Consider the following 18,096-nt stretch of genomic DNA (forward strand, 5'->3'; position numbering starts at 1 on the left):
CCCATGACTACGCAGACGTTTGCGTGCGCGACGCATAATCTTTCCGTCGCCTACCACCTTGATCCGGTCCTGGAGCAGGTGGAGGTGCGGGTCCCAGAAGGCGTCATTATGGGGGTCGTCGGGCCGAATGGCGCCGGCAAGTCGACCCTGATCAAGGCAATGCTGGGTCTTGTTCCGACGTTGACCGGGGCGACCGAGTTTTTCGGCCAGCCTCTCAAGGCAGTGCGCCACCGTGTGGGCTACATGCCTCAACACGCGAGCGTTGACTGGGATTTTCCTACGACGGTGCTTGACGTGGTGACGATGGGCACGTATGGGAGCCTCGGTTGGTTCCGCAGGGCGGGGAAGCGCGAACGCGCCGCCGCGTACGGTGCGTTGGAGCGCGTAGGGATGCAGGATTTCGCCAGCCGCCAGATTGGTGCGCTCTCCGGTGGGCAGCGCCAGCGGGTGTTCCTCGCACGAGGGTTAGTACAGGACCCGGACCTGTTCTTCCTCGACGAGCCGTTTCAGGGCATTGATGCGAAAAGTGAGGCGACAATTATCGACGTGCTCCGCGACATGCGCGAGGCAGGTACGACGATGGTGATGGTCCATCACGACCTCGCAACGGTACCAACGTACTGCGATGCGGTGACGCTGTTGGACAAGACAGTGATTGCATCGGGCCCGGTGTCTACGACATTTACGCCGGAGATGATCGCGAAGACGTACGGATTGAGTGCGGACTCTATGGGATTGTTGGGTGTGCTGTGATGGGGACGTCGATAAGCCTTGGTGCATTCTTTGCAAACCACACCTACTCCATGGTGTTTTGGGGGACCACCATCATCGGCGCTGTGGCGGGGATGCTCGGGACGTTTGCGTACCTGCGGAAGCAATCGCTGACCAGTGATGTGATTTCCCACTCCGCACTTCCGGGCACGCTGCTGGCGTTTTTGCTGTGCGTCGGGCTGGGAGTCGACGGCCGTAACATGGTTGCGCTGCTCGTGGGCGCTGTCATCACTGGTACAAGTGCGGTGATGGTGGCGAACACGATTACTGCCCGGACACGGACGTCGATTGATGCAGCGATGGCGATCAGCCTGTCGTTCTTCTTCGGCTTCGGTATGTTGTTGCTGGACGTGATCACAAACAATCCGTTCCCAGGCAAAGGTGGGATTCAGGACTACCTGTTCGGCAACGCGTCAGTGATTACCAGAGCGGACCTGCGAATCAGCATCATCGTCGGGGTGCTCGCGGTCTGCGTGATGTGCGTGTTGTTTAAGGAGTTCGAGCTGCGCTCCTTCGACCCCGTGCAGTCCACGATGCTTGGGTTCCACCCGAGGGTCATCGACACGGCGATGTTCATGACGATCGCGCTCGCGACGGTGATCGGGGTCAAATCGGTGGGGCTGGTGCTGATGGTGGCATTCGTTGTAACTCCGCCTGCTGCGGCGCGTCAGTGGGTGCAAACAGTGCCAGCGATGGTCGTGCTCGCGGGCGTGTTTGGGGCGGTCGGCAGCGGTGTCGGATCCTACTTATCGATCGCGCTTGGCAACGTGCCGACGGGCCCCGTCATCGTGCTTGTCCTGTTCGCGATTTTTCTGGTGTCGTTCCTCTTCGCTCCGAAACGCAGCGTTATCGCACGGGCTCGCGCACAGCGGCGCGCAACCGCAGCGCTACGCGCCAGGCTGGAAACTGCAACGAAAGCGGAGGTGGGATCGTGAGTTTTATCGTCGGGACACTCTTGTTAGCGGTAGTGACGGCTAGCGCGTGCGCGGTGCCGGGGGTATTCGTTGTGCTGCGGAAGCATTCCATGCTCATTGATGCCATCGGGCACGCGATTCTGCCAGGCATTGCCCTGGGGTACTTATTTACGAACAACCTGAACTCGCCGGTGGTGATCGTGTGTGCCGCGCTGGCGGGCGTGCTGGTGGTCCTCGGCGCCCAGTGGCTCGGGGATTCGGGCCTGGTGATTGGTGACGCGCCGCAGGGGCTTATCTTCCCCGCACTGTTCAGCGTGGGCGTCATCCTGATTACCTCGCACTTCTCGAACGTGCACCTGGATACGCACGCGGTGCTCGTCGGGGACTTGAACCTGGCCGCGTGGCACCAGCTCAGCCTCGGCGGGGTGCAGATCGGGCCGGTGTACCTCTACATCATGCTTGCCGTGCTCGTACTCAACGTGGCTGTGATTGGTCTTTTCTACCCGCAGCTTCTCGCGTCCACGTTTGATGGCCAGTTCGCGCGCAGCATCGGTGTGCCAGTGGGCATGCTGTCGATCGCGTTTATGTTCCTGGTGTCGTTGACCGTAACGGCAGCGTTCAACGCAGTCGGGGCGATCCTGGTCATTGCGCTGGTGGTCATCCCCGCGGCAGCAGCCAAACAGTTGGCCACGACGGTACCTCGCATGATGGCCCTGACGGTTCTGCTCGCTGCGGTTGGGGCAGTCGCAGGCTTCGGCGTCGCCTACCTTCTCGACGCCCCCACCTCCGCCACGATGACTGTCATCTACGGGCTCGAGTTCCTCAGCTGCGCCTTGTGGGCCCGGTGGACTCGGCAGACTCGGCGGTCACCCACACGGCGTCCGCTGCGCGTTTCCCGAGCGCAAGTGGAGGTTGCTGGCCGTCGATAAGCACTTCGACGGTGTCAGAGAACGGGGCTGCCTGCTGGGTACGCAAGTGCGTACCCACCGTGATACCGGAGGTGTCGAAGAACTGCAGCAGACTCGGGTCACCGTCGGAGACACGTTGGACCACGACGTCGTTGTCTGGGGCGATCGTGCTCAGCGGCTCAGCGTGGAATTGCGGCACGGTGCCGTCGGCGGCGGGGATGGGGTCGCCGTGTGGGTCGCGGGAAGGGTAGTTGAGGTGGGCGTCGAGGCGCTGCAGCATGAATTCCGAAACGGCGTGCTCGAGGACCTCGGCGTCGTCATGCACCTGGTCCCACGAGTATCCGAGCGTTTCCACGAGGAATGTTTCGATGAGGCGGTGACGGCGAATCATCGCGACGGCGTGCGCGCGGCCTTCCTCCGTCAGCGTAATGGGCGCGTAAGGCTTATGGTGTACGTACCCTTGCTGAGCAAGCTTCTTGACGGCGTCCGACACGCTCGAGAGCCGAAGCCCCATGTAATCCGCCAGCACCTTGGTGGTCACCTTCGTGTCTGACCATTCGGTGAGCGCCCAGAGTGACTTGAGATAGTCCTGCGTACTGGTGGAGAGCTGGGAAACGGAATCCATGGGGCTTACTGTACAGACTCGAGAATGAACGCGAGGTGCATGGTCTGCAGCTCGAGCTCGCCTTCGGTCGCCGGCAGCGAAGCGATTTCCTGACGCGCCTCAGCGGTCAGCGGGATGACCCATCCAGCATTGGGGTCGAGTACAGGAACAGCGGGCTTTTTGACGGGCACCCAAGTCACGGTGCGCGCGCCGGGGCAGATCATTTGGAGCGGGCCGTCGATACGCTGGAGCTCCGCGAGTGCCGCCGGTGTAGAGGTCACGACGACCAATCGTTCGTCCGAACCTGGAGAGAGCGCCGCAGTCGTGACCTTGAGCACCGGGAGCTCCACACGCTCATACTCCGTCGGGTACTCTGCGAGTGCAGGAGCAGCGCCCGCCCCGAACCATTTCTTGATCTGACCCAACACGCTCATGGTGCACACGATACCCTGTACTAGGGTAAACGCCATGGAACACAGCGAATCGCCTCCGGCGACAGACTACGTCGTGCCCTATGGTCCCGGCGAACTCGTGCACGTGCCGCAGCACAGCGACAGGCCTGACGTGTTCACAAAAGATAACCGAGTGACGCCGCAGGGCTGGGTATACGTGGCCAAGCGTGTCATTGCAGACTTCTCCGTTGACGCGATGCTTGACCGCGCGGCTGCGCTGACCTATTACGCCGTGTTGTCTATCGCTCCGATGATTTTGGCGGTCTACTCGATCGCGACGCTGCTGCTGCCACGTGACGAGGCCGCCGTCAATGACATCATTGACGACTTCATTGCACTCTATGTACCCGAAGCATTGGAGGATGAGGCCCTGCGCTTCCTCCTGACGGTGATTGGCACCCCGGCGCAGAGCACGATTGCGCTGGTGGTATCGATCGTGGTCTCGCTTCTTTCCGCATCCGCGTACGTGCGGTCCTTCTCCCGGAACGCGAACGTCATGTACGGCCGCATAGAGGGGCGCAACCTGGTCCGCACGTGGTTCACCATGTGGGTCACCACGCTGATAATGGTGCTTGGGGTGATCGTGATCATCGTCGGCACGTTTTTGCGCGAGTCAATTGTGAACGGTCTGCTGCAGCCGATCGCAGAACCTCTAGGGATGACAGATACCGTTGATTACCTGACAAAGATCTTCCTGCCTGTCTGGGATTACGCCCGCTTCCCAGTCATCATCGTGACTGCGATCGCGTTGATCTCCGTGCTCTACTACGTTTCGCCCAACGTACGGCCGGAGAAGTTTCGCCTGCTCACCCTCGGATCTTCGATGGCGTTGACGGCGATTTTCATTATTTGGCTTGGCTTTTCGTGGTTCATCGGCACGATCGGGATTTCGAGCGCGTACGGGGCGTTCGGTACGGCAGGTGCCGTGCTTGTTCTGGTGTGGGTGATGAACGTCGTGCTACTTGAAGGCGTCAAGATCGACGCGGAAGTGCTGCGCGTGAAACAGCTGCAGGTCGGCTATGACGCAAAAACAATCATTCAGGTCCCGCCGAGAAGCACGAAAGCGGTCGACTTCCGGCTGAAAGTGCAGCGCTGGATCGACCGCAGTGCCTCAACGCTCAAAGCGCAGGAGGAGGATGACGACGTCGAGAAGGACCTGGAGGCCTAGTCCGCGACGAGCGGCTCCATCGTCAGGTTCGGGTGCTCCTTCTGGATGAAGGCCAGGCGCCACTTATCGCCGAACAGAGCGATCAGCTCGCCGTCGGAGCGCGTAAAGATCTCGACGCCGCGCTGGCGTCCAAGCGCCTCCGCAGACTCGGCGTCAGTCCGGCGGGCCACCGAGTACGGGATTGGTTCCGTGACTGTTTCCACGTTGTACTCCAGCTCCATGCGAGCCTGCATGACCTCGAACTGCATCGGGCCGACGGCCGCCATGACCGGAGCAGCGTCGCCGCGCAGGTCGTTGCGCAGGATCTGGACAACGCCTTCCGCATCCAGCTGGTCGAGGGCCTTACGGAACTGCTTATACTTGCCCAAAGACTTAGCGCGCAGCGTCTGGAAGTGTTCCGGTGCGAACTGCGGCATCGGCGGGTATTGCACCTTCTTGCCCGCGTAGATCGTGTCGCCCGGCGCAAGCGATCCGGCATTGACCAAACCGATGATGTCGCCGGGGAAGGCGGTTTCCACGGTGTCGCGGTTACGCCCGAAGACCGTCAGCGCGTACTTGGTGGAGAACGTACGGCCACTTTGGGCGTGCGTGACCTGCATACCGCGGTCGAATTCGCCCGAGATGACGCGCATGAACGCCAGTGTGTCGCGGTGGTGTTTGTCCATGCCTGCCTGCACTTTGAACACCACACCGGAAAAGTCGTCGTCGAGGTCACGGTGAGTATCCATCGCGGTGGTGGAAGTCTCGACGGCCTTGGGGTCGGCGTCACGGCCCTGAGGAGCTGGCGCGATCGCGCACAGCGTGTCCAGGATTTGATGGACACCGAAGTTCAGCATCGCGGAGGCGAAGATGATGGGCGAGGTCACGCACTGCTCGAACAGGGTTTGGTCGTGCACAGCGCCGTCAGCGGCGAGCAACTCGGCCTCCTCGACGGCGGTTTCCCAGGTTTCGCCCTCGCGATCGGCGGCCTCATCAGGGGAGTAGTGCTCCTCCGGCGCGATGGTGGACCCGCCGGCGGTACGGATGAAGTGGATGTAGTTGTCTGCCTCGCCGTCAGCGTTGATGTGGGCGAGCCCACGGAAGTCGCCAGCCTCGCCGACAGGCCAGTACAGCGGCGTCGGCTGCAGGTCGATCTCCTGGACAATCTCGTCCACCAGCTCGAGCGGTTCGCGACCGATGCGGTCCCACTTGTTGACTACAGTGACGATCGGCAAGCCGCGCGCCTTGCAGACGCGGAAGAGCTTGAGGGTTTGCGGCTCGAGGCCCTTGGCGGCGTCGATAAGCATGACAGCGGCATCGACGGCGGACAGCACGCGGTAGGTGTCCTCGGAGAAGTCGGCGTGGCCAGGCGTATCAACCAGGTTGATCATGTACGGCGTCGTTGCCTCTGAGCCTTCGGGGAGGTACTCGAACTGGAGCGCCGAGGACGCTACGGAGATTCCGCGTTCCTTCTCCATGTCCATCCAGTCGGAGACCGTCGACTTGCGGTTGCCCTTTCCGTGCACCGCACCTGCCTCCGAAATAACGTGCGCGTGCAGCGCGAGCGCCTCCGTCAGCGTTGACTTACCAGCATCGGGGTGGGCAATGACTGCGAACGTGCGGCGACGGTGGGCCTCTGCGCGGGTACCAGTAGACGTGCTCATAAGTGCTCAAGCGTAGTCGCAAGGCGGGGGAGATAGACAACCGGAGGCAGGTAGGGTGAGGAGGGCGGTGCTATAGTCGCCGCGGTTGGGAAAGAAATAGGTCAACGTAACGCAACACTGTGAGGTTTGTGATGAAAGTCGGAATCGTGCTCGGATCCATTCGCCAAGGCCGCTTCGGCGAGCAAGTTGCCCACTGGGTTGCTGACGCTGCTGCGAACAGCCCCGACATCACCTACGAAATCCTTGACCTCCAGGAGTTTCAAGTCCCGCTGCTCGACACGGCGACGCTACCAGGGGGCGCGAACAAACAGTACGCCGATGAGCGTGTTACCGCATGGTCTCGCGCAGTCGATAGTTGCGACGGCTACATCTTCGTTACCCCTGAGCACAATCACTCCGTGCCTGGCGCGATGAAGAACGCCTACGACAGCCTCAGCGGCGAGTGGGCCATGAAGCCCGTCGCATTCGTTGGATACAGTGCCGACGGCGCGATTCGCGCGGTGGAGCACTGGCGGCAGATCGTCGCAAACTTTTCGATGTTCGACGTGCGCAACCAAGTTGCCCTTTCACTTTTCGACGACGCCACCAACGGCACCCTCACCCCGCGCCCGCAGAAGAACACAGACCTGACAAAGATGCTGAATGCGCTGGAACAGTTTTTGCGTCACCACCACGCTTCCCAGTAGGAGAGCCGGGTTAGCTGCGCGGGTGGATCTCGTTTTGCGCTTGCGCAAGCCCGGTGCTGGTGATTGCGTGGACGGCATCGGCAGCTAACGCGATTGCGTCAGTGGGGGTGGTTGTGAATTCCGCAAGCACCCAATCGGGGATAGCGATGCCGCTTCCTTCCGGCGGCCTGCCGATGCCGACGCGCACCCGCACGTAGTCGCGCGTCCCGAGCTCCTGCGTGAGCGACTTCAACCCGTTGTGGCCGTTCTCGTTGCCGCCCTGCTTCAAACGAACCTTGCCCGGAGGCAGGTCCAGCTCGTCGTGGACGATCACGATCCGCTCCGGAGGAAGGTTGTAGCGCGCGGCGAGCGGAGCGATGGCCTTGCCAGACTCGTTCATGTAGGTGTGCGCGCGGGCGTAGGCCACACCGTCCTTCACCGCGAACGAGTAATCGCGACCTGCGATGACCGGAAGCGATTTCGCGAGCGCATCCACAACGAGGTAGCCGACGTTGTGTCGCGTCCGCTCGTACTCGGTACCAGGGTTGCCCAGCCCAACTACGAGCCAGTCGATGTTCTCAGGGGCGGGGTTGGCGCGCTTGAAGCGGCGGAAGAAGTTCAACACGGAGGCTAGTGTAAGGCAGAACCTCTCGATTCTCACGGTGGGAGCCGTTAGCGTATGGGTATGCAGCTACCGAAGATTATTGCGGCTCCGATGGCGGGAGGACCCTCCACGCCGGCCCTTGTCAACGCCGTGACGTTTGGGTTCCTCGCGTTTGGGACCTGCAGCGTCTCGCAGGCCCGCGAAGAACTTGCGGAGGTCACCGGCAACTTTGGCGTGAACTTCTTCATGCCACAGCGGATTGCGCCCGATCAGCGTGACGTCCGCGCGCTGGCCGCGGAACTTGGGGTGGAGGTGCCGGATGTTGACTTGAGCTGTGGCTTCGAGGATAAGTTTGCGATTGCGCTCGAGGCTGGCCCTGCAGTGGTCTCCTCGACGTTTGGGTGTTTTTCCGAGCGCGAAATTCAACGCGCACACAACGCCGGCGCGCAGGCCTGGGCGACCGTCACCAACGAAGAAGAAGCGAAGGTTGCCGTCGCGCGTGGCGTTGACGCACTTGTGGTGCAAGGAATTTCTGCAGGAGGCCACCGCGCAACGTGGTCGCCGAACGAGACACCCGACCCGCGGGACACCCTGGAGCTTGTCCGCGTGCTCAAGGACATCAGAGTGCCAATCATCGCGGCTGGGGGAGCGCGCACGCCCTACGACGTCGATCGCCTCATTGAAGCAGGCGCCACGGCGGTATCCTGCGGCAGCATATTCCTCATGACGGACGAAGCCGGAACGAGCCTGCGCAACCGAGAGCTTCTCCAAAGCGATCGGTCGACGATTGCCAGCAGGGCGTTCAGCGGACGGGTCGCCAGGGGTATCCAGAGCGCGTTCACAGACGAACACCCCGATCTGCCGCCACTCTACCCCTACCTGCGCCCCATGACCTCGAGCAATGACTACTGCCTAGTCGGTGCCCGCCGAGGCACCTTGCCTACGGGGCCCGCGGCGGCCGTGGAAGCGTGGATGGCAGGTACCCGTTAACCCTGTTTAACCCTGCGCGTGGGCGATGAACGCGTCGGCCGCATCGGCAACAGCAATCGCGACATCGATCTGCTCTTTCGCCGCGAACTGGCGCAGCACAAAGTCCGCCGGCGGCATCTTGCCCGGCGGGCGCCCAATCCCGACCGCAAGCTTGTTGTAGTTCTTGCCGTTTTTCAGCTTCGACAGCGACTGGGTCACTGACTTCAGCCCGTTATGCCCGTGGTCGCCCCCGCCGGTGCGCAGCTTCACCTCTCCCAACGGAAGGTCAAGCTCGTCGTGGACCACGTAAAGGTCCGCGGGGGAGGCGTCGAAGTAGTCAAGCAGTGCCTTGACCGGGCCGCCAGACACGTTCATGTAGCTTTGCGTACGTGCCAGGACCACTCGACGGTCCGCCAGAAGCCTGCCTGCGGCGAGCTCCGCAACCTGGGTATTCGTGCGCTTGTGCAGCGCAAGCGTCGCCGGCGACATCGTTGCTCGGCCCGCGAGCTCCTCGATAACATGCACGCCTACGTTATGGCGCGTTCCCTCATATTTCGGGCCAGGGTTTCCAAGGCCCACGACGATGATAGGTGAAGCAGTCATTCCCACATCATAGGCACAGATGGCAAAACGCCCCGCTCGCATGTGGAACGGGGCGTCGAAACGTTGTGAAACGCAGCGGGAGGATTACTCAGCTTCCTCAGTGGACTCTGCGCCAGCTTCAGCGCCGCCCTCTTCAGCTTCCTCAGCTGCAGCCTCGAGATCCTCGTCAACCTGCTCGTAGGTGAAGTTCACCAGCAGGTGATCCGGAGCGGACACCAGCTCAGCGCCCTCAGGCAGCGTGACGTCGGCAGCGGTGATGAGGTCGCCGATCTCCTTGCCATCGATGTTGACCTCGATCTCGTCCGGGATGTTCAGAGCGTCGATCTCGATCTCGATCAGGTCGGACTCGACCAGGACGACTGCGTCTGGGTGAGCCTCGCCGACAGTGACAACAGGGACCTCGACGACAACCTTCTCGCCGCGCTTAATGCCGAGCAGGTCGATGTGGTCGATATCGAGGGTGATCACGTTCTGGTCGATGTGCTTGACCATCGCGAGCAGCTTCTCGCCGTCGAGCTCCAGCTCAACAATGGCGTTGACGCCCTCGTTGCGCACGATGGAGGTCATCTCGATGCGGTCGACAGAGAAGTGGATGTTGTCGATGCCAGCTTCGTAGAGAACGCCTGGGATACGGCCGTCGCGACGCAGGCGACGTGCAGCGCCCTTGCCGAACTCTTCGCGCTTCTGACCTGGGACAACAACTGGGGTAATAGCCATGTTTGTGACTCCTTTTGTAATTGGGCCACAAAAAACCTGTGACCACTGAACGGACAAATTGCTCGTCGAGTGATCACAGGCCAAAGTCTGAGATACATATCGCGTCGATAACGGCCAAAATCAGCCCTCGCCGAGACCCAGCTAGCTTAGGTTTCGACGCCCACCATTGTCAAGCGCCCGCCAGGCGGCAGTGCACGCATTGGTTTCTTCCTCGTTTGTCACCGTAATACGGATGCCTTCATCAAAGGCGCGAACAAGCACCCCGTGCGAAGCAAGCTGCGCCGCCAACTCCTGCGGTGATTCGTTCAAACTCTCTGCCGGAACCCACACGAAGTTCGCCTCGGAGTGGGGAGTTCCGTATGCAGCGAAGAACTCCTGCAGCCGCTCACGCTGCGCGCGCGTCCGGGCGACGCGGTCGTGGAGCTCGTCTTGTGAAGACAAGGAAGCAAGCGCACCGACCTGTGCCACCGAGCTCACACTAAACGGAACGGCGACCTTATTCAGCGCATCGATCGTCTCCTCCTGGCCGAACGCGTAGCCAACGCGCGCTCCGGCCAGCCCATACGCCTTGGAAAAGGTCCTAAGGCACACAACGTTGGGATACACCTGAATTTCATCGACACCGCGCGGGGAGTCGGTAGCTGCGTTGTATTCGAAGTAGGCCTCGTCCAGCGCGACGATAACGTCTTGAGGGACGCGGGCCATGAAGTCAGCCCACTCACGCTCCGTGATTGTGGTGCCCGTCGGGTTATTCGGGTTGCACACAAACACCAGGGAAGTTCGTGGGGTAATTGCATCCGCCATCGCTGGCAAATCCATCCGGTGGTCAGCGGTCAATGGCACTGCAACCGGCGTAGCTCCCGCGATCTGAGCGAAAATCGGGTACGCCTCGAACGACCGCCATGGGAAGACGACCTCGTTGCCCGGCTGCGAGGTCATGGTCACCAGCTGCTGGCACAGCGCTGAAGACCCGGTGCCGACAGCGACCTGCTCCGACCGCACGCCGAGCGAGGCAGCAATCGCCTCGCGCAGTTGCATCGCACCCATGTCCGGGTAGCGGTTCACCGACCGCAGTGATTGTGCCATCGCCTCCTCTACTGCGGGCAGTGGGCCCTCAGCAATCTCATTGGAGGAAAGTTTCACCGCACGCTCGTTCCTCTGGCCGGGGACGTAGGACGGAAGGCTATCGAGATCTTTGCGAATCAACTCGGATGCTCCTTGAGTAGAGAATAGAAAATTTTAGGCGCGCGACTTCGGCTTCAACGCCCAAATGATTGAAAGCGCGATCACCCAGCCGATCAGAGCGAACAGGCCGGTGCGGTAATCAGGCAGGAATGCCATCAGGACCAGCACCAGGATGAAGAACCCTGCACAGATCCAGTTTGCCACTGGGTACCACGGAGCGCGGAACGACACATCGGGGTGCGTCTTCCGGAAGTTCAGGTGCGCGAAGCACACAGCAGCCCAAGTAATCAGCTCGGAGCCGACGATGATGGCAAGCAGGATGGCGAACACACGACCCTCAAAGAAGTAGTTCATGAAGACCACAATGCCCATCAGCGAACCGTTGAACAGCAGAGCGCGAAGCGGCAACCCCTTTTTGGTTGTTGCTGCGAAAAATGAGGACGCCTGGCCATTGCGCGCGAGATCGCGCAGCATACGGCTTCCCGAGTACGTCATTGTGTTACACACTGACGCAACCGCTACCAAAATAACAAGGTTGAGCAAGTGGGCGGCGCTGTCGATTCCCACAGAGGAGAGCACCCTGACGAACGGGCTGGCGGAAATATCCTGTTCGTCCCACGGCGCGAGCAGCAAGATGACGCTCATGCCACCGATGTAGAAGACCAAAATGCGCCAAATAACAGAGTTCACTGCGCGTGGGATCGTCTTCTCCGGGTGCTCTGTCTCGCCAGCTGCCGTGCCGATCGACATGATGCCGCCGAATGTAAAGGTCACCGCTACCAGGGAGAACAGCACACCAGATGCGCCATTCGGGAAGAATCCGCCGTGGACAAAGAGGTTGCCAAAACCGACTGCTGGCTCCGGACCAAGACCAAGCACCAGCACAACGCCCAGAATGATCATCAGGATCAGCGCAATGACCTTAAACAGTGAGAGCCAGTACTCGGCCTCTGCGAACACGCTCACGCGTGCTGCGTTCACAAGCATCACAACGACAAGCGTGACAAGCGCAGTGAGCCAGTGTGGAATGTCAGGGAACCAGAAGTCGAGGAAGGTGCCCATCGCGGTGAGCTCAATCATGCCCACCACGATGGTGGTAAACCACCAGTTCCATCCCGTGATAAACCCAGCGCGCGGGCCGATAAACTCACGAGCATAGGCCGCGAACGAGCCTGAGACAGGATGCGCTACTGCCATCTCGCCGAGCATGCGCATCAGCAGATAGACGATGAACCCGACAATTAAAAATGTGAGCAGGACCGCTGGGCCCGCATAGCTAATGGATTCCGCAGAACCAAGAAACAGGCCAGTTCCGATACAGGAACCGAATGCGATCATCTGCAGCTGGCGGTTTTTCACCTTGCGCTGCAGGCCACCATCGCTGGTGACTTGGTGTTGTTCATCGCCGCTCATTGGCGTACTCCTTGCGATAAAGATTGCCGGATAGCCGGAGGCTTCCTCACACATTAATCAATTGCGTGTGTCAGACAACCGTTGGGTGTGCACAAAGAACCCCCTTGACGCCGCTTCGCGGGGAAGCGCGCAAGGGGGAGATCCCGAAAGTGAGGCGTAAAGCTATGCCTGTCCCTCGAAGAGCGTCGTTACCGAGCCATTTTCGAAAATCTCGTGAATGGTCTTTGCCAGCAGCGGAGCGATGGAAAGCACGGTGAGGTTCTTCCAGCCTTCGGTGCTCTGCGGAAGCGTGTCGGTCGTGATCACTTCCTCCGCGCCACAGTCGCTCAGACGCTCACGTGCCGGGTCAGAGAAGACACCGTGGGTACACGCGATGACGACCGACTTCGCGCCGGCCTTCTTCAGCACGCCGACCGCACCTGCGATGGTGCCACCGGTATCAATCATGTCGTCCATCAGGATGCAGTCTTTGCCGTCGACGTCGCCGACAACGCGGTTGGAGACAACCTTGTTCGCGGCGTCGATGTCTCGAGTCTTGTGCACGAACGCCATCGGGGCATCACCCAACATATTGGCCCACTTCTCAGCCGACTTCACGCGGCCAGCGTCAGGGGAGACCACCACGAGGTTGTCCATCGGGTACTTGGACTTGATGTAGTCCACCAGGATTGGCTGAGCGTGCATGTGGTCGACCGGGCCATCGAAGAAGCCCTGGATCTGATCCGTGTGCAGATCCACGGACACGATGCGGTCTGCGCCGGCAGCGGTGAGCAGGTCAGCAACCAGGCGGGCGGAGATAGGCTCGCGGCCACGGTGCTTCTTGTCCTGGCGGGCGTACGGGTAGAACGGCAGAATCGCGGTGATGCGCTTTGCGGAACCACGCTTGAGTGCATCAATCATGATGAGCTGCTCCATCAGCCACTTATTCAGCGGCTGCGCGTGCGACTGCATCACAAAGCAGTCCGAGCCACGCACAGACTCTTCGAAGCGGACAAAGATTTCACCATTCGCAAAATCGCGCGCGGTGGTCGGTACCAACTCGATGTTCAGACACTTTGCGACGGCCTCCGCAAGCTCAGGGTGGGCGCGTCCAGTAAATAGCTTGAGGTCTTTTTGGCTTTCCGTGGAATATCCAGTCATGGTGATCCTTTAGTTCTCGCGTGCTTTCTTTGCAGCATTCGCTGCGTCCGTACCCGGGCGGTTGGCCTCAACCCAACCTTCGATGTTGCGCTGATGGCCCTCCTTGATGGCCAGCGCACCCGCCGGCACATCCTTTGTTACCACCGTACCTGCGCCAGTGTACGCGCCATCGCCTACGGTTACTGGCGCTACGAACATCGTGTCCGAGCCAGTTCGGCAGTAGTCGCCAATCGTGGTGTGGTGCTTCTGGACGCCGTCGTAGTTGGCGAACACAGACGATGCGCCGATGTTGGACTCGCGGCCAACGGTGGCGTCGCCAATGTAGGTCAGGTGTGGCACCTTTGAGCCTTCGCCAATCTTTGCGTTCTTGGCTTCGACGAATCCGCCGAGCTTGCCATTCGCGCCAAGTTCGGTGCCTGGGCGGATGAACGTGAATGGGCCGACATTCGCGTTCGCGCCGATGACGGAGAGGGAGCCCTGCGTGCGGACAACCTGTGCGCCCTCGCCGACCTCCATGTCCGTCAAGGTGGTGTCTGGGCCGATGGTCGCGCCGTTGCCAATCACGGTTGAGCCCCACAGCTGCGTGTTTGGCTGAATGATGACGTCCTGGCCGATCTCAACATCCACGCCGATCCAGGTCGTAGCAGGGTCGACGACAGTGGCGCCAGCGCGCATGGCGCGCTCGACCAAGCGGCGGTTGAGTTCCTTGCCGGCCTCGGCGAGCTGTACGCGGTCGTTCACGCCGGCCAACTCGCGAGGGTCCTTCGCGACGTAGGCGCTGACGGCCTTGCCGTCGCCGCGCGCGATGCCGAGTACGTCGGTGATGTAGAGCTCTCCCTGCGCGTTGTTGGCGTCGATGCGGGTCAGTGCATCGCGCAGGACCGCGGCATCGAAGGCGAACACGCCGGAGTTGACCTCACGGACCTTCTTCTGTTCCTCGTTAGCATCCTTTTCCTCCACGATTTCCAACACGTTGCCGGAAGCGTCGCGGATGATGCGGCCGTAGCCAGTTGGGTTGTCGAACTCGAGCGACAGCACGGTGACGGCGGCGCTGGTGGCCTTGTGGGCGTCGATAAGCTCGGTGATCGTTGATGGCTGCAGGAGCGGCACATCGCCGTTCGTGACAACGACAGTGCCTTCGAAGTCAGGGATGACCTCAAGCCCGCACTGTACCGCGTGGCCCGTGCCGTTTTGCTCCTCCTGCACTGCCTGCTTGATGCTGCGGCCCATCTCTTCGGCGATGGCATCAACGGCGGGGGAGACCTGGTCGCGCTGGTGGCCGACAACCGCGACGAGCTCCTGCGGGCCTACCGCGTTGGCTGCGTGCAGCGAGTGCGCCAGCAGACTGCGTCCGCCGATCTCGTGCAGTGTTTTCTGGATGCTGGACTTCATGCGCGTGCCCGCACCTGCGGCGAGGACTACGACGGCGCATTCAGGATGATTTACCACTGAACGGGTACTCCTTAATTCATCGGTGAATGAGGTATAAAACCAACTGCACAACAGCATAACGCGCTACGCGCGCGAGTTTGCAGACACATCCTTCAAACCTGCCGCGCGCCACACACCCACCGCGCCGACCGCGGCTAGGAATAGCAGCGTTGCTTCAGGTCCAAGGGTCGAAATCGCTGATGAGATCGCACCGACGATCAGCAGGACGATCCCCATCGCTGTGTTCGCGGCGCCCGTGATCATGGTGCGGCGATCGCCCTCCGCCATGTCCACGAGGTAGGTCTTTCGGCCTACGCGCACCGTCGTGTGTGCCAAGTTGACCAGGAAAAACCCGATTGGCATGATCCAGCGGTTGGCCTCGGGAGTAAGCCAGTGCCCGGACATCACCAAGAGCACGAGCACGACGGATGCGGCGCCAGCAGCCCACGCCATCGCGTTTTTCGACGACTTATCCGCCCACATACCGGAGACCTTTCCACCAACGAGTGCTGCGCCACCCGATGCCAGGATGAAGCCGCCGAGTGAGGAAAGGTTCGTGCCCTGTTGCTGGGCCAGCACGACAATAAATGGCGTCGATAAGGCGGTGACCAGCATGAGGGAGCGAACGATGAGGAACTTCTGCAGGTCCCTGTCGTCCTTGATCAGGTCCCACGTTTGGCGTGCCCACCCCTTGCTGGAGGCCTCCGAGGGTTCCTCTTCAGGCTCCTTAATGGTGCGGAAAACCAGGGAGGCGAACGCCCACGTGGAGGCGCCCGCCGCAAGAAGCGTCACCAGGACCCATCGGGGTAGGTCATTCGGGAGAATTGCGAACAGGACACCGATCGCGAGGGTGACGGCGCCAGACAGCGCGGTAGCCCGCCCCGTGATGAGACCACGGCGACCCTTCGATACGGTTCGTCCCTGTACATCTTTGCCTGAGATTGAACACAGCGCACGGAAGATCGAGAGCGCTGCAAGCAGGATGACAATCGCAACGCCTAAGGCAGCGCCACTGAGCAGCGCCGCAGAGAGCGCGATCAGCCCTGCTGATGCGGCCTGGCCCCACGAACCAACCAACCACACCCATTTTCGCGAACGCTGCGACGTGACCCAGGGGCTCAGCGCGGCTTGTGGCAGCATTGAGCCTGATTCGCGGATCGGTACCAAGAATGCCGTGAACAGGGCTGGTACCCCGGCAGCTGTGAACAGCCACGGTAATACTGTCTTTGTAGCAACGATTTGGTAACCGATTCCCTGCAAGCCGTTGGCCCACACGAATCTGCGTGCGTTGTACTCCTCGTGAGACGTCATACCAAAGATAGTAGGGTCGGCAGCAGAGTTTACGCATTCGAAAGAGGAGAACCCATGGCTTCGGCACGCGCTCACCGCAACGTCATCAGTAGAAGGACATTCTTTAAAGGCGCACTGTTTACGCAGGTTGCGCTGTTGGCGGCGTGCGCCGGGGAAGGCCCGGGAGGGGTACGCTCCGGCCAGGCGACGCCCGAAGGCGCTGAGGCCGAAGCCCGCCCGCTTCCTATCCCGCCGCTGGAACAGGGCACGCTTAACGGCACCACGCGCAGCTTTGAACTCACCGCGCAGCAAGGCGAGTACGAAATCGTACCCGGCACCATGACGAAGACCTGGGGCTTCAATGGCCCATGGCTTGGGCCCACGCTCTACATGCGCCAAGGTGAAACGATCGAGATGAAGGTGAACAACGAGCTCGACGAGCCGACGGTGGTCCACTGGCACGGTCTCCACCTGCCCGCGGCGGCTGATGGCGGTCCGGCCCTCATCTTTGATCCTGGCGCGAGCTGGGAACCGACCTGGCAGGTCGAACAGGCCGCATCCACCTGCTGGTACCACCCGCACCCGCACGAGATTTCCGCGCTGCACGCGTACCGCGGCCTCGCCGGGGGCATTGTCGTTGCCGACGACGCGTCCGACGCGCTCGGCCTGCCGCAGGAATACGGTGTCGACGACATCCCCGTCATCATCACCGATGCGAAATTCACTGAGGATGGCCAACTCGACGAAACCATCGACCCAACCTATGGTCTCCTCGGGACAACGCCGCTGGTGAACGGTATCACGAAGCCGCGCTTTGAGGCGTCGACAAGCCGTGTTCGACTTCGCATCTTCAACGGTGCAACGATGCGCTTCCACCATCTCAGCCTCGGCGTGCCGTTCAACATCATCGCGACAGATCAGGGGCTTCTCGACGCCCCCATCGAAGCCGACGCGGTACTGCTGAGCCCTGGCGAGCGGGTAGAGATCATCGTCGACCTTGAGGCGGGCAAGGACCTGATGCTGCGCAGCGACGGCGTCCCCAATGGGGGAGGCCTGCCTGACGAGGAAGTCGCCAACGGGTTTGGCCTGCAAGACACCTTCGACCTGCTCGAGATCGCAGCGCCGGAACACGACACCGCACTCGACGCGCTACCGGCACAGCTCGTCCCCGTGGTGCGTCCTGATGTCAGCGGAGCACCGGAGCGCGAGTTCCGGCTTAACGGCTTCCAAATCAACGAGCAATCCATGGATATGGAACGCGTCGACTTTGTCATCGACCACAATGGCCCCGAAGTCTGGCACGTCACCAACGAGAACTCCGACTGGCCGCACAACTTCCACGTCCACAACGCCAGGTTCCTGGTGGACAAGGTGGACAACGGCGACGTCGCATTCACCGAAGGCTGGCACGACACGATCTATGTACCGCCACTGTCAACCGTCACCCTCATTGTGGAGTTCGGCTGGCACCCGGATCCGACCTTGGCGTACATGTACCACTGCCACATGCTCTTCCACGAAGATGAAGGGATGATGGGGCAGTTCGTCATGGTTGAGCCTGGGCAGAAGGCGAACCTGCGGCCGATGCCGGAGGGGCATCACCACTAGGCTAAGTTCCA

18 protein-coding genes are annotated in these 18,096 nt (G+C 61.1%); 7 read left to right on the forward strand and 11 right to left on the reverse strand.

Annotated elements, in window-relative coordinates; translation table 11 throughout:
* Positions 1-3: 3 nt before the first annotated feature.
* The 3 genes from BQ4436_RS07290 to BQ4436_RS07300 are packed head-to-tail and all read left to right on the forward strand — an operon-like array spanning position 4 to position 2,614.
* Complete coding sequence (locus tag BQ4436_RS07290; protein ID WP_070976160.1) at positions 4-753, forward strand: metal ABC transporter ATP-binding protein; 750 nt, start codon at positions 4-6, stop codon at positions 751-753.
* The gene (locus tag BQ4436_RS07295) at positions 753-1,706 is read left to right on the forward strand and encodes a metal ABC transporter permease (protein WP_070976161.1); all 954 of its coding nucleotides are present in this window, start codon (positions 753-755) and stop codon (positions 1,704-1,706) included. Before BQ4436_RS07290 ends, BQ4436_RS07295 begins: the two co-directional genes overlap by 1 nt.
* Positions 1,703-2,614 (forward strand): metal ABC transporter permease, encoded by a 912-nt coding sequence (locus BQ4436_RS07300; RefSeq protein ID WP_070976163.1) that lies wholly within the window; start codon positions 1,703-1,705, stop codon positions 2,612-2,614. The genes BQ4436_RS07295 and BQ4436_RS07300 overlap by 4 nt, the downstream gene beginning before the upstream one ends.
* Here the strand turns inward: BQ4436_RS07300 and BQ4436_RS11680 are convergent.
* Both BQ4436_RS11680 and BQ4436_RS07310 read right to left on the reverse strand, forming a co-directional pair.
* Entirely contained in the window at positions 2,508-3,218 is a 711-nt protein-coding gene (locus tag BQ4436_RS11680; protein WP_083329492.1) for a metal-dependent transcriptional regulator, read from the reverse strand. The genes BQ4436_RS07300 and BQ4436_RS11680 overlap by 107 nt on opposite strands.
* 5 nt (positions 3,219-3,223) lie before the next feature.
* Positions 3,224-3,667, reverse strand: coding sequence for a hypothetical protein (locus BQ4436_RS07310; RefSeq protein ID WP_070479302.1), 444 nt, complete (start codon positions 3,665-3,667; stop codon positions 3,224-3,226).
* Between BQ4436_RS07310 and BQ4436_RS07315 the strand changes: the two genes are divergently transcribed.
* Complete coding sequence (locus BQ4436_RS07315) at positions 3,666-4,817, forward strand: YihY/virulence factor BrkB family protein (RefSeq protein WP_070976166.1); 1,152 nt, start codon at positions 3,666-3,668, stop codon at positions 4,815-4,817. The genes BQ4436_RS07310 and BQ4436_RS07315 overlap by 2 nt on opposite strands.
* Here the strand turns inward: BQ4436_RS07315 and BQ4436_RS07320 are convergent.
* Complete coding sequence (locus BQ4436_RS07320) at positions 4,814-6,460, reverse strand: peptide chain release factor 3 (RefSeq protein WP_070976168.1); 1,647 nt, start codon at positions 6,458-6,460, stop codon at positions 4,814-4,816. The two genes, BQ4436_RS07315 and BQ4436_RS07320, sit on opposite strands and share 4 nt — an antisense overlap.
* A gap of 131 nt (positions 6,461-6,591) precedes the next feature.
* Between BQ4436_RS07320 and BQ4436_RS07325 the strand changes: the two genes are divergently transcribed.
* Positions 6,592-7,146 carry an NADPH-dependent FMN reductase gene (locus tag BQ4436_RS07325; RefSeq protein WP_070976170.1) on the forward strand — a complete coding sequence of 185 codons (555 nt, stop codon included), beginning with the start codon at positions 6,592-6,594 and terminating at the stop codon, positions 7,144-7,146.
* Between the two features lie 10 nt (positions 7,147-7,156).
* Here the strand turns inward: BQ4436_RS07325 and pth (BQ4436_RS07330) are convergent, their stop codons facing one another.
* Entirely contained in the window at positions 7,157-7,750 is a 594-nt protein-coding gene (gene pth, locus BQ4436_RS07330; RefSeq protein WP_083329493.1) for an aminoacyl-tRNA hydrolase, read from the reverse strand.
* Positions 7,751-7,804: 54 nt separating this feature from the next.
* Between pth (BQ4436_RS07330) and BQ4436_RS07335 the strand changes: the two genes are divergently transcribed.
* Positions 7,805-8,719 carry a nitronate monooxygenase gene (locus tag BQ4436_RS07335; RefSeq protein WP_070479309.1) on the forward strand — a complete coding sequence of 305 codons (915 nt, stop codon included), beginning with the start codon at positions 7,805-7,807 and terminating at the stop codon, positions 8,717-8,719.
* A gap of 6 nt (positions 8,720-8,725) precedes the next feature.
* On the opposite strand, the gene pth (BQ4436_RS07340) is transcribed toward BQ4436_RS07335, so the two are convergent.
* From pth (BQ4436_RS07340) to BQ4436_RS07370, 7 genes are all read right to left on the reverse strand, one after another.
* A complete protein-coding gene (gene pth / locus BQ4436_RS07340) occupies positions 8,726-9,301 on the reverse strand; it encodes an aminoacyl-tRNA hydrolase (RefSeq protein ID WP_070976171.1) in 576 nt (191 codons plus the stop codon).
* Between the two features lie 84 nt (positions 9,302-9,385).
* Entirely contained in the window at positions 9,386-10,018 is a 633-nt protein-coding gene (locus BQ4436_RS07345; protein ID WP_070362778.1) for a 50S ribosomal protein L25/general stress protein Ctc, read from the reverse strand.
* 141 nt (positions 10,019-10,159) lie between these two features.
* A complete protein-coding gene (gene hisC / locus BQ4436_RS07350) occupies positions 10,160-11,224 on the reverse strand; it encodes a histidinol-phosphate transaminase (protein WP_070976173.1) in 1,065 nt (354 codons plus the stop codon).
* 33 nt (positions 11,225-11,257) lie between these two features.
* A complete protein-coding gene (locus tag BQ4436_RS07355; RefSeq protein WP_070976174.1) occupies positions 11,258-12,616 on the reverse strand; it encodes an amino acid permease in 1,359 nt (452 codons plus the stop codon).
* 162 nt (positions 12,617-12,778) lie between these two features.
* Positions 12,779-13,756 (reverse strand): ribose-phosphate diphosphokinase, encoded by a 978-nt coding sequence (locus tag BQ4436_RS07360; RefSeq protein WP_070362775.1) that lies wholly within the window; start codon positions 13,754-13,756, stop codon positions 12,779-12,781.
* Between the two features lie 9 nt (positions 13,757-13,765).
* Positions 13,766-15,205, reverse strand: a complete 1,440-nt coding sequence (gene glmU / locus BQ4436_RS07365) for a bifunctional UDP-N-acetylglucosamine diphosphorylase/glucosamine-1-phosphate N-acetyltransferase GlmU (protein ID WP_071573299.1) — start codon at positions 15,203-15,205, stop codon at positions 13,766-13,768.
* A gap of 66 nt (positions 15,206-15,271) precedes the next feature.
* A complete protein-coding gene (locus tag BQ4436_RS07370) occupies positions 15,272-16,498 on the reverse strand; it encodes an MFS transporter (RefSeq protein ID WP_070976176.1) in 1,227 nt (408 codons plus the stop codon).
* 54 nt (positions 16,499-16,552) lie between these two features.
* On the opposite strand from BQ4436_RS07370, the gene BQ4436_RS07375 reads away from it, so the two are divergent.
* Positions 16,553-18,085: a multicopper oxidase family protein gene (locus BQ4436_RS07375; RefSeq protein ID WP_070976178.1), complete on the forward strand. Its 1,533-nt coding sequence runs from the start codon at positions 16,553-16,555 to the stop codon at positions 18,083-18,085.
* Positions 18,086-18,096 lie beyond the last annotated feature (11 nt).

The sequence above is a fragment of the Corynebacterium sp. MC3 genome (assembly GCF_900099485.1).
Lineage (GTDB): Bacteria > Actinomycetota > Actinomycetes > Mycobacteriales > Mycobacteriaceae > Corynebacterium > Corynebacterium pseudogenitalium.

Coding starts and splice junctions, on each gene's coding strand:
- BQ4436_RS07290 (WP_070976160.1), top strand. CDS start 4: ATGACTACGCAGACGTTTGCGTGCGCGACGCATAATCTTTCCGTCGCC.
- BQ4436_RS07295 (WP_070976161.1), top strand. CDS start 753: ATGGGGACGTCGATAAGCCTTGGTGCATTCTTTGCAAACCACACCTAC.
- BQ4436_RS11680 (WP_083329492.1), bottom strand. CDS start 3,218: ATGGATTCCGTTTCCCAGCTCTCCACCAGTACGCAGGACTATCTCAAG.
- BQ4436_RS07315 (WP_070976166.1), top strand. CDS start 3,666: ATGGAACACAGCGAATCGCCTCCGGCGACAGACTACGTCGTGCCCTAT.
- BQ4436_RS07310 (WP_070479302.1), bottom strand. CDS start 3,667: ATGGCGTTTACCCTAGTACAGGGTATCGTGTGCACCATGAGCGTGTTG.
- BQ4436_RS07320 (WP_070976168.1), bottom strand. CDS start 6,460: ATGAGCACGTCTACTGGTACCCGCGCAGAGGCCCACCGTCGCCGCACG.
- BQ4436_RS07325 (WP_070976170.1), top strand. CDS start 6,592: ATGAAAGTCGGAATCGTGCTCGGATCCATTCGCCAAGGCCGCTTCGGC.
- BQ4436_RS07335 (WP_070479309.1), top strand. CDS start 7,805: ATGGGTATGCAGCTACCGAAGATTATTGCGGCTCCGATGGCGGGAGGA.
- pth (WP_070976171.1), bottom strand. CDS start 9,301: ATGACTGCTTCACCTATCATCGTCGTGGGCCTTGGAAACCCTGGCCCG.
- BQ4436_RS07345 (WP_070362778.1), bottom strand. CDS start 10,018: ATGGCTATTACCCCAGTTGTTGTCCCAGGTCAGAAGCGCGAAGAGTTC.
- BQ4436_RS07355 (WP_070976174.1), bottom strand. CDS start 12,616: ATGAGCGGCGATGAACAACACCAAGTCACCAGCGATGGTGGCCTGCAG.
- BQ4436_RS07360 (WP_070362775.1), bottom strand. CDS start 13,756: ATGACTGGATATTCCACGGAAAGCCAAAAAGACCTCAAGCTATTTACT.
- BQ4436_RS07370 (WP_070976176.1), bottom strand. CDS start 16,498: ATGACGTCTCACGAGGAGTACAACGCACGCAGATTCGTGTGGGCCAAC.
- BQ4436_RS07375 (WP_070976178.1), top strand. CDS start 16,553: ATGGCTTCGGCACGCGCTCACCGCAACGTCATCAGTAGAAGGACATTC.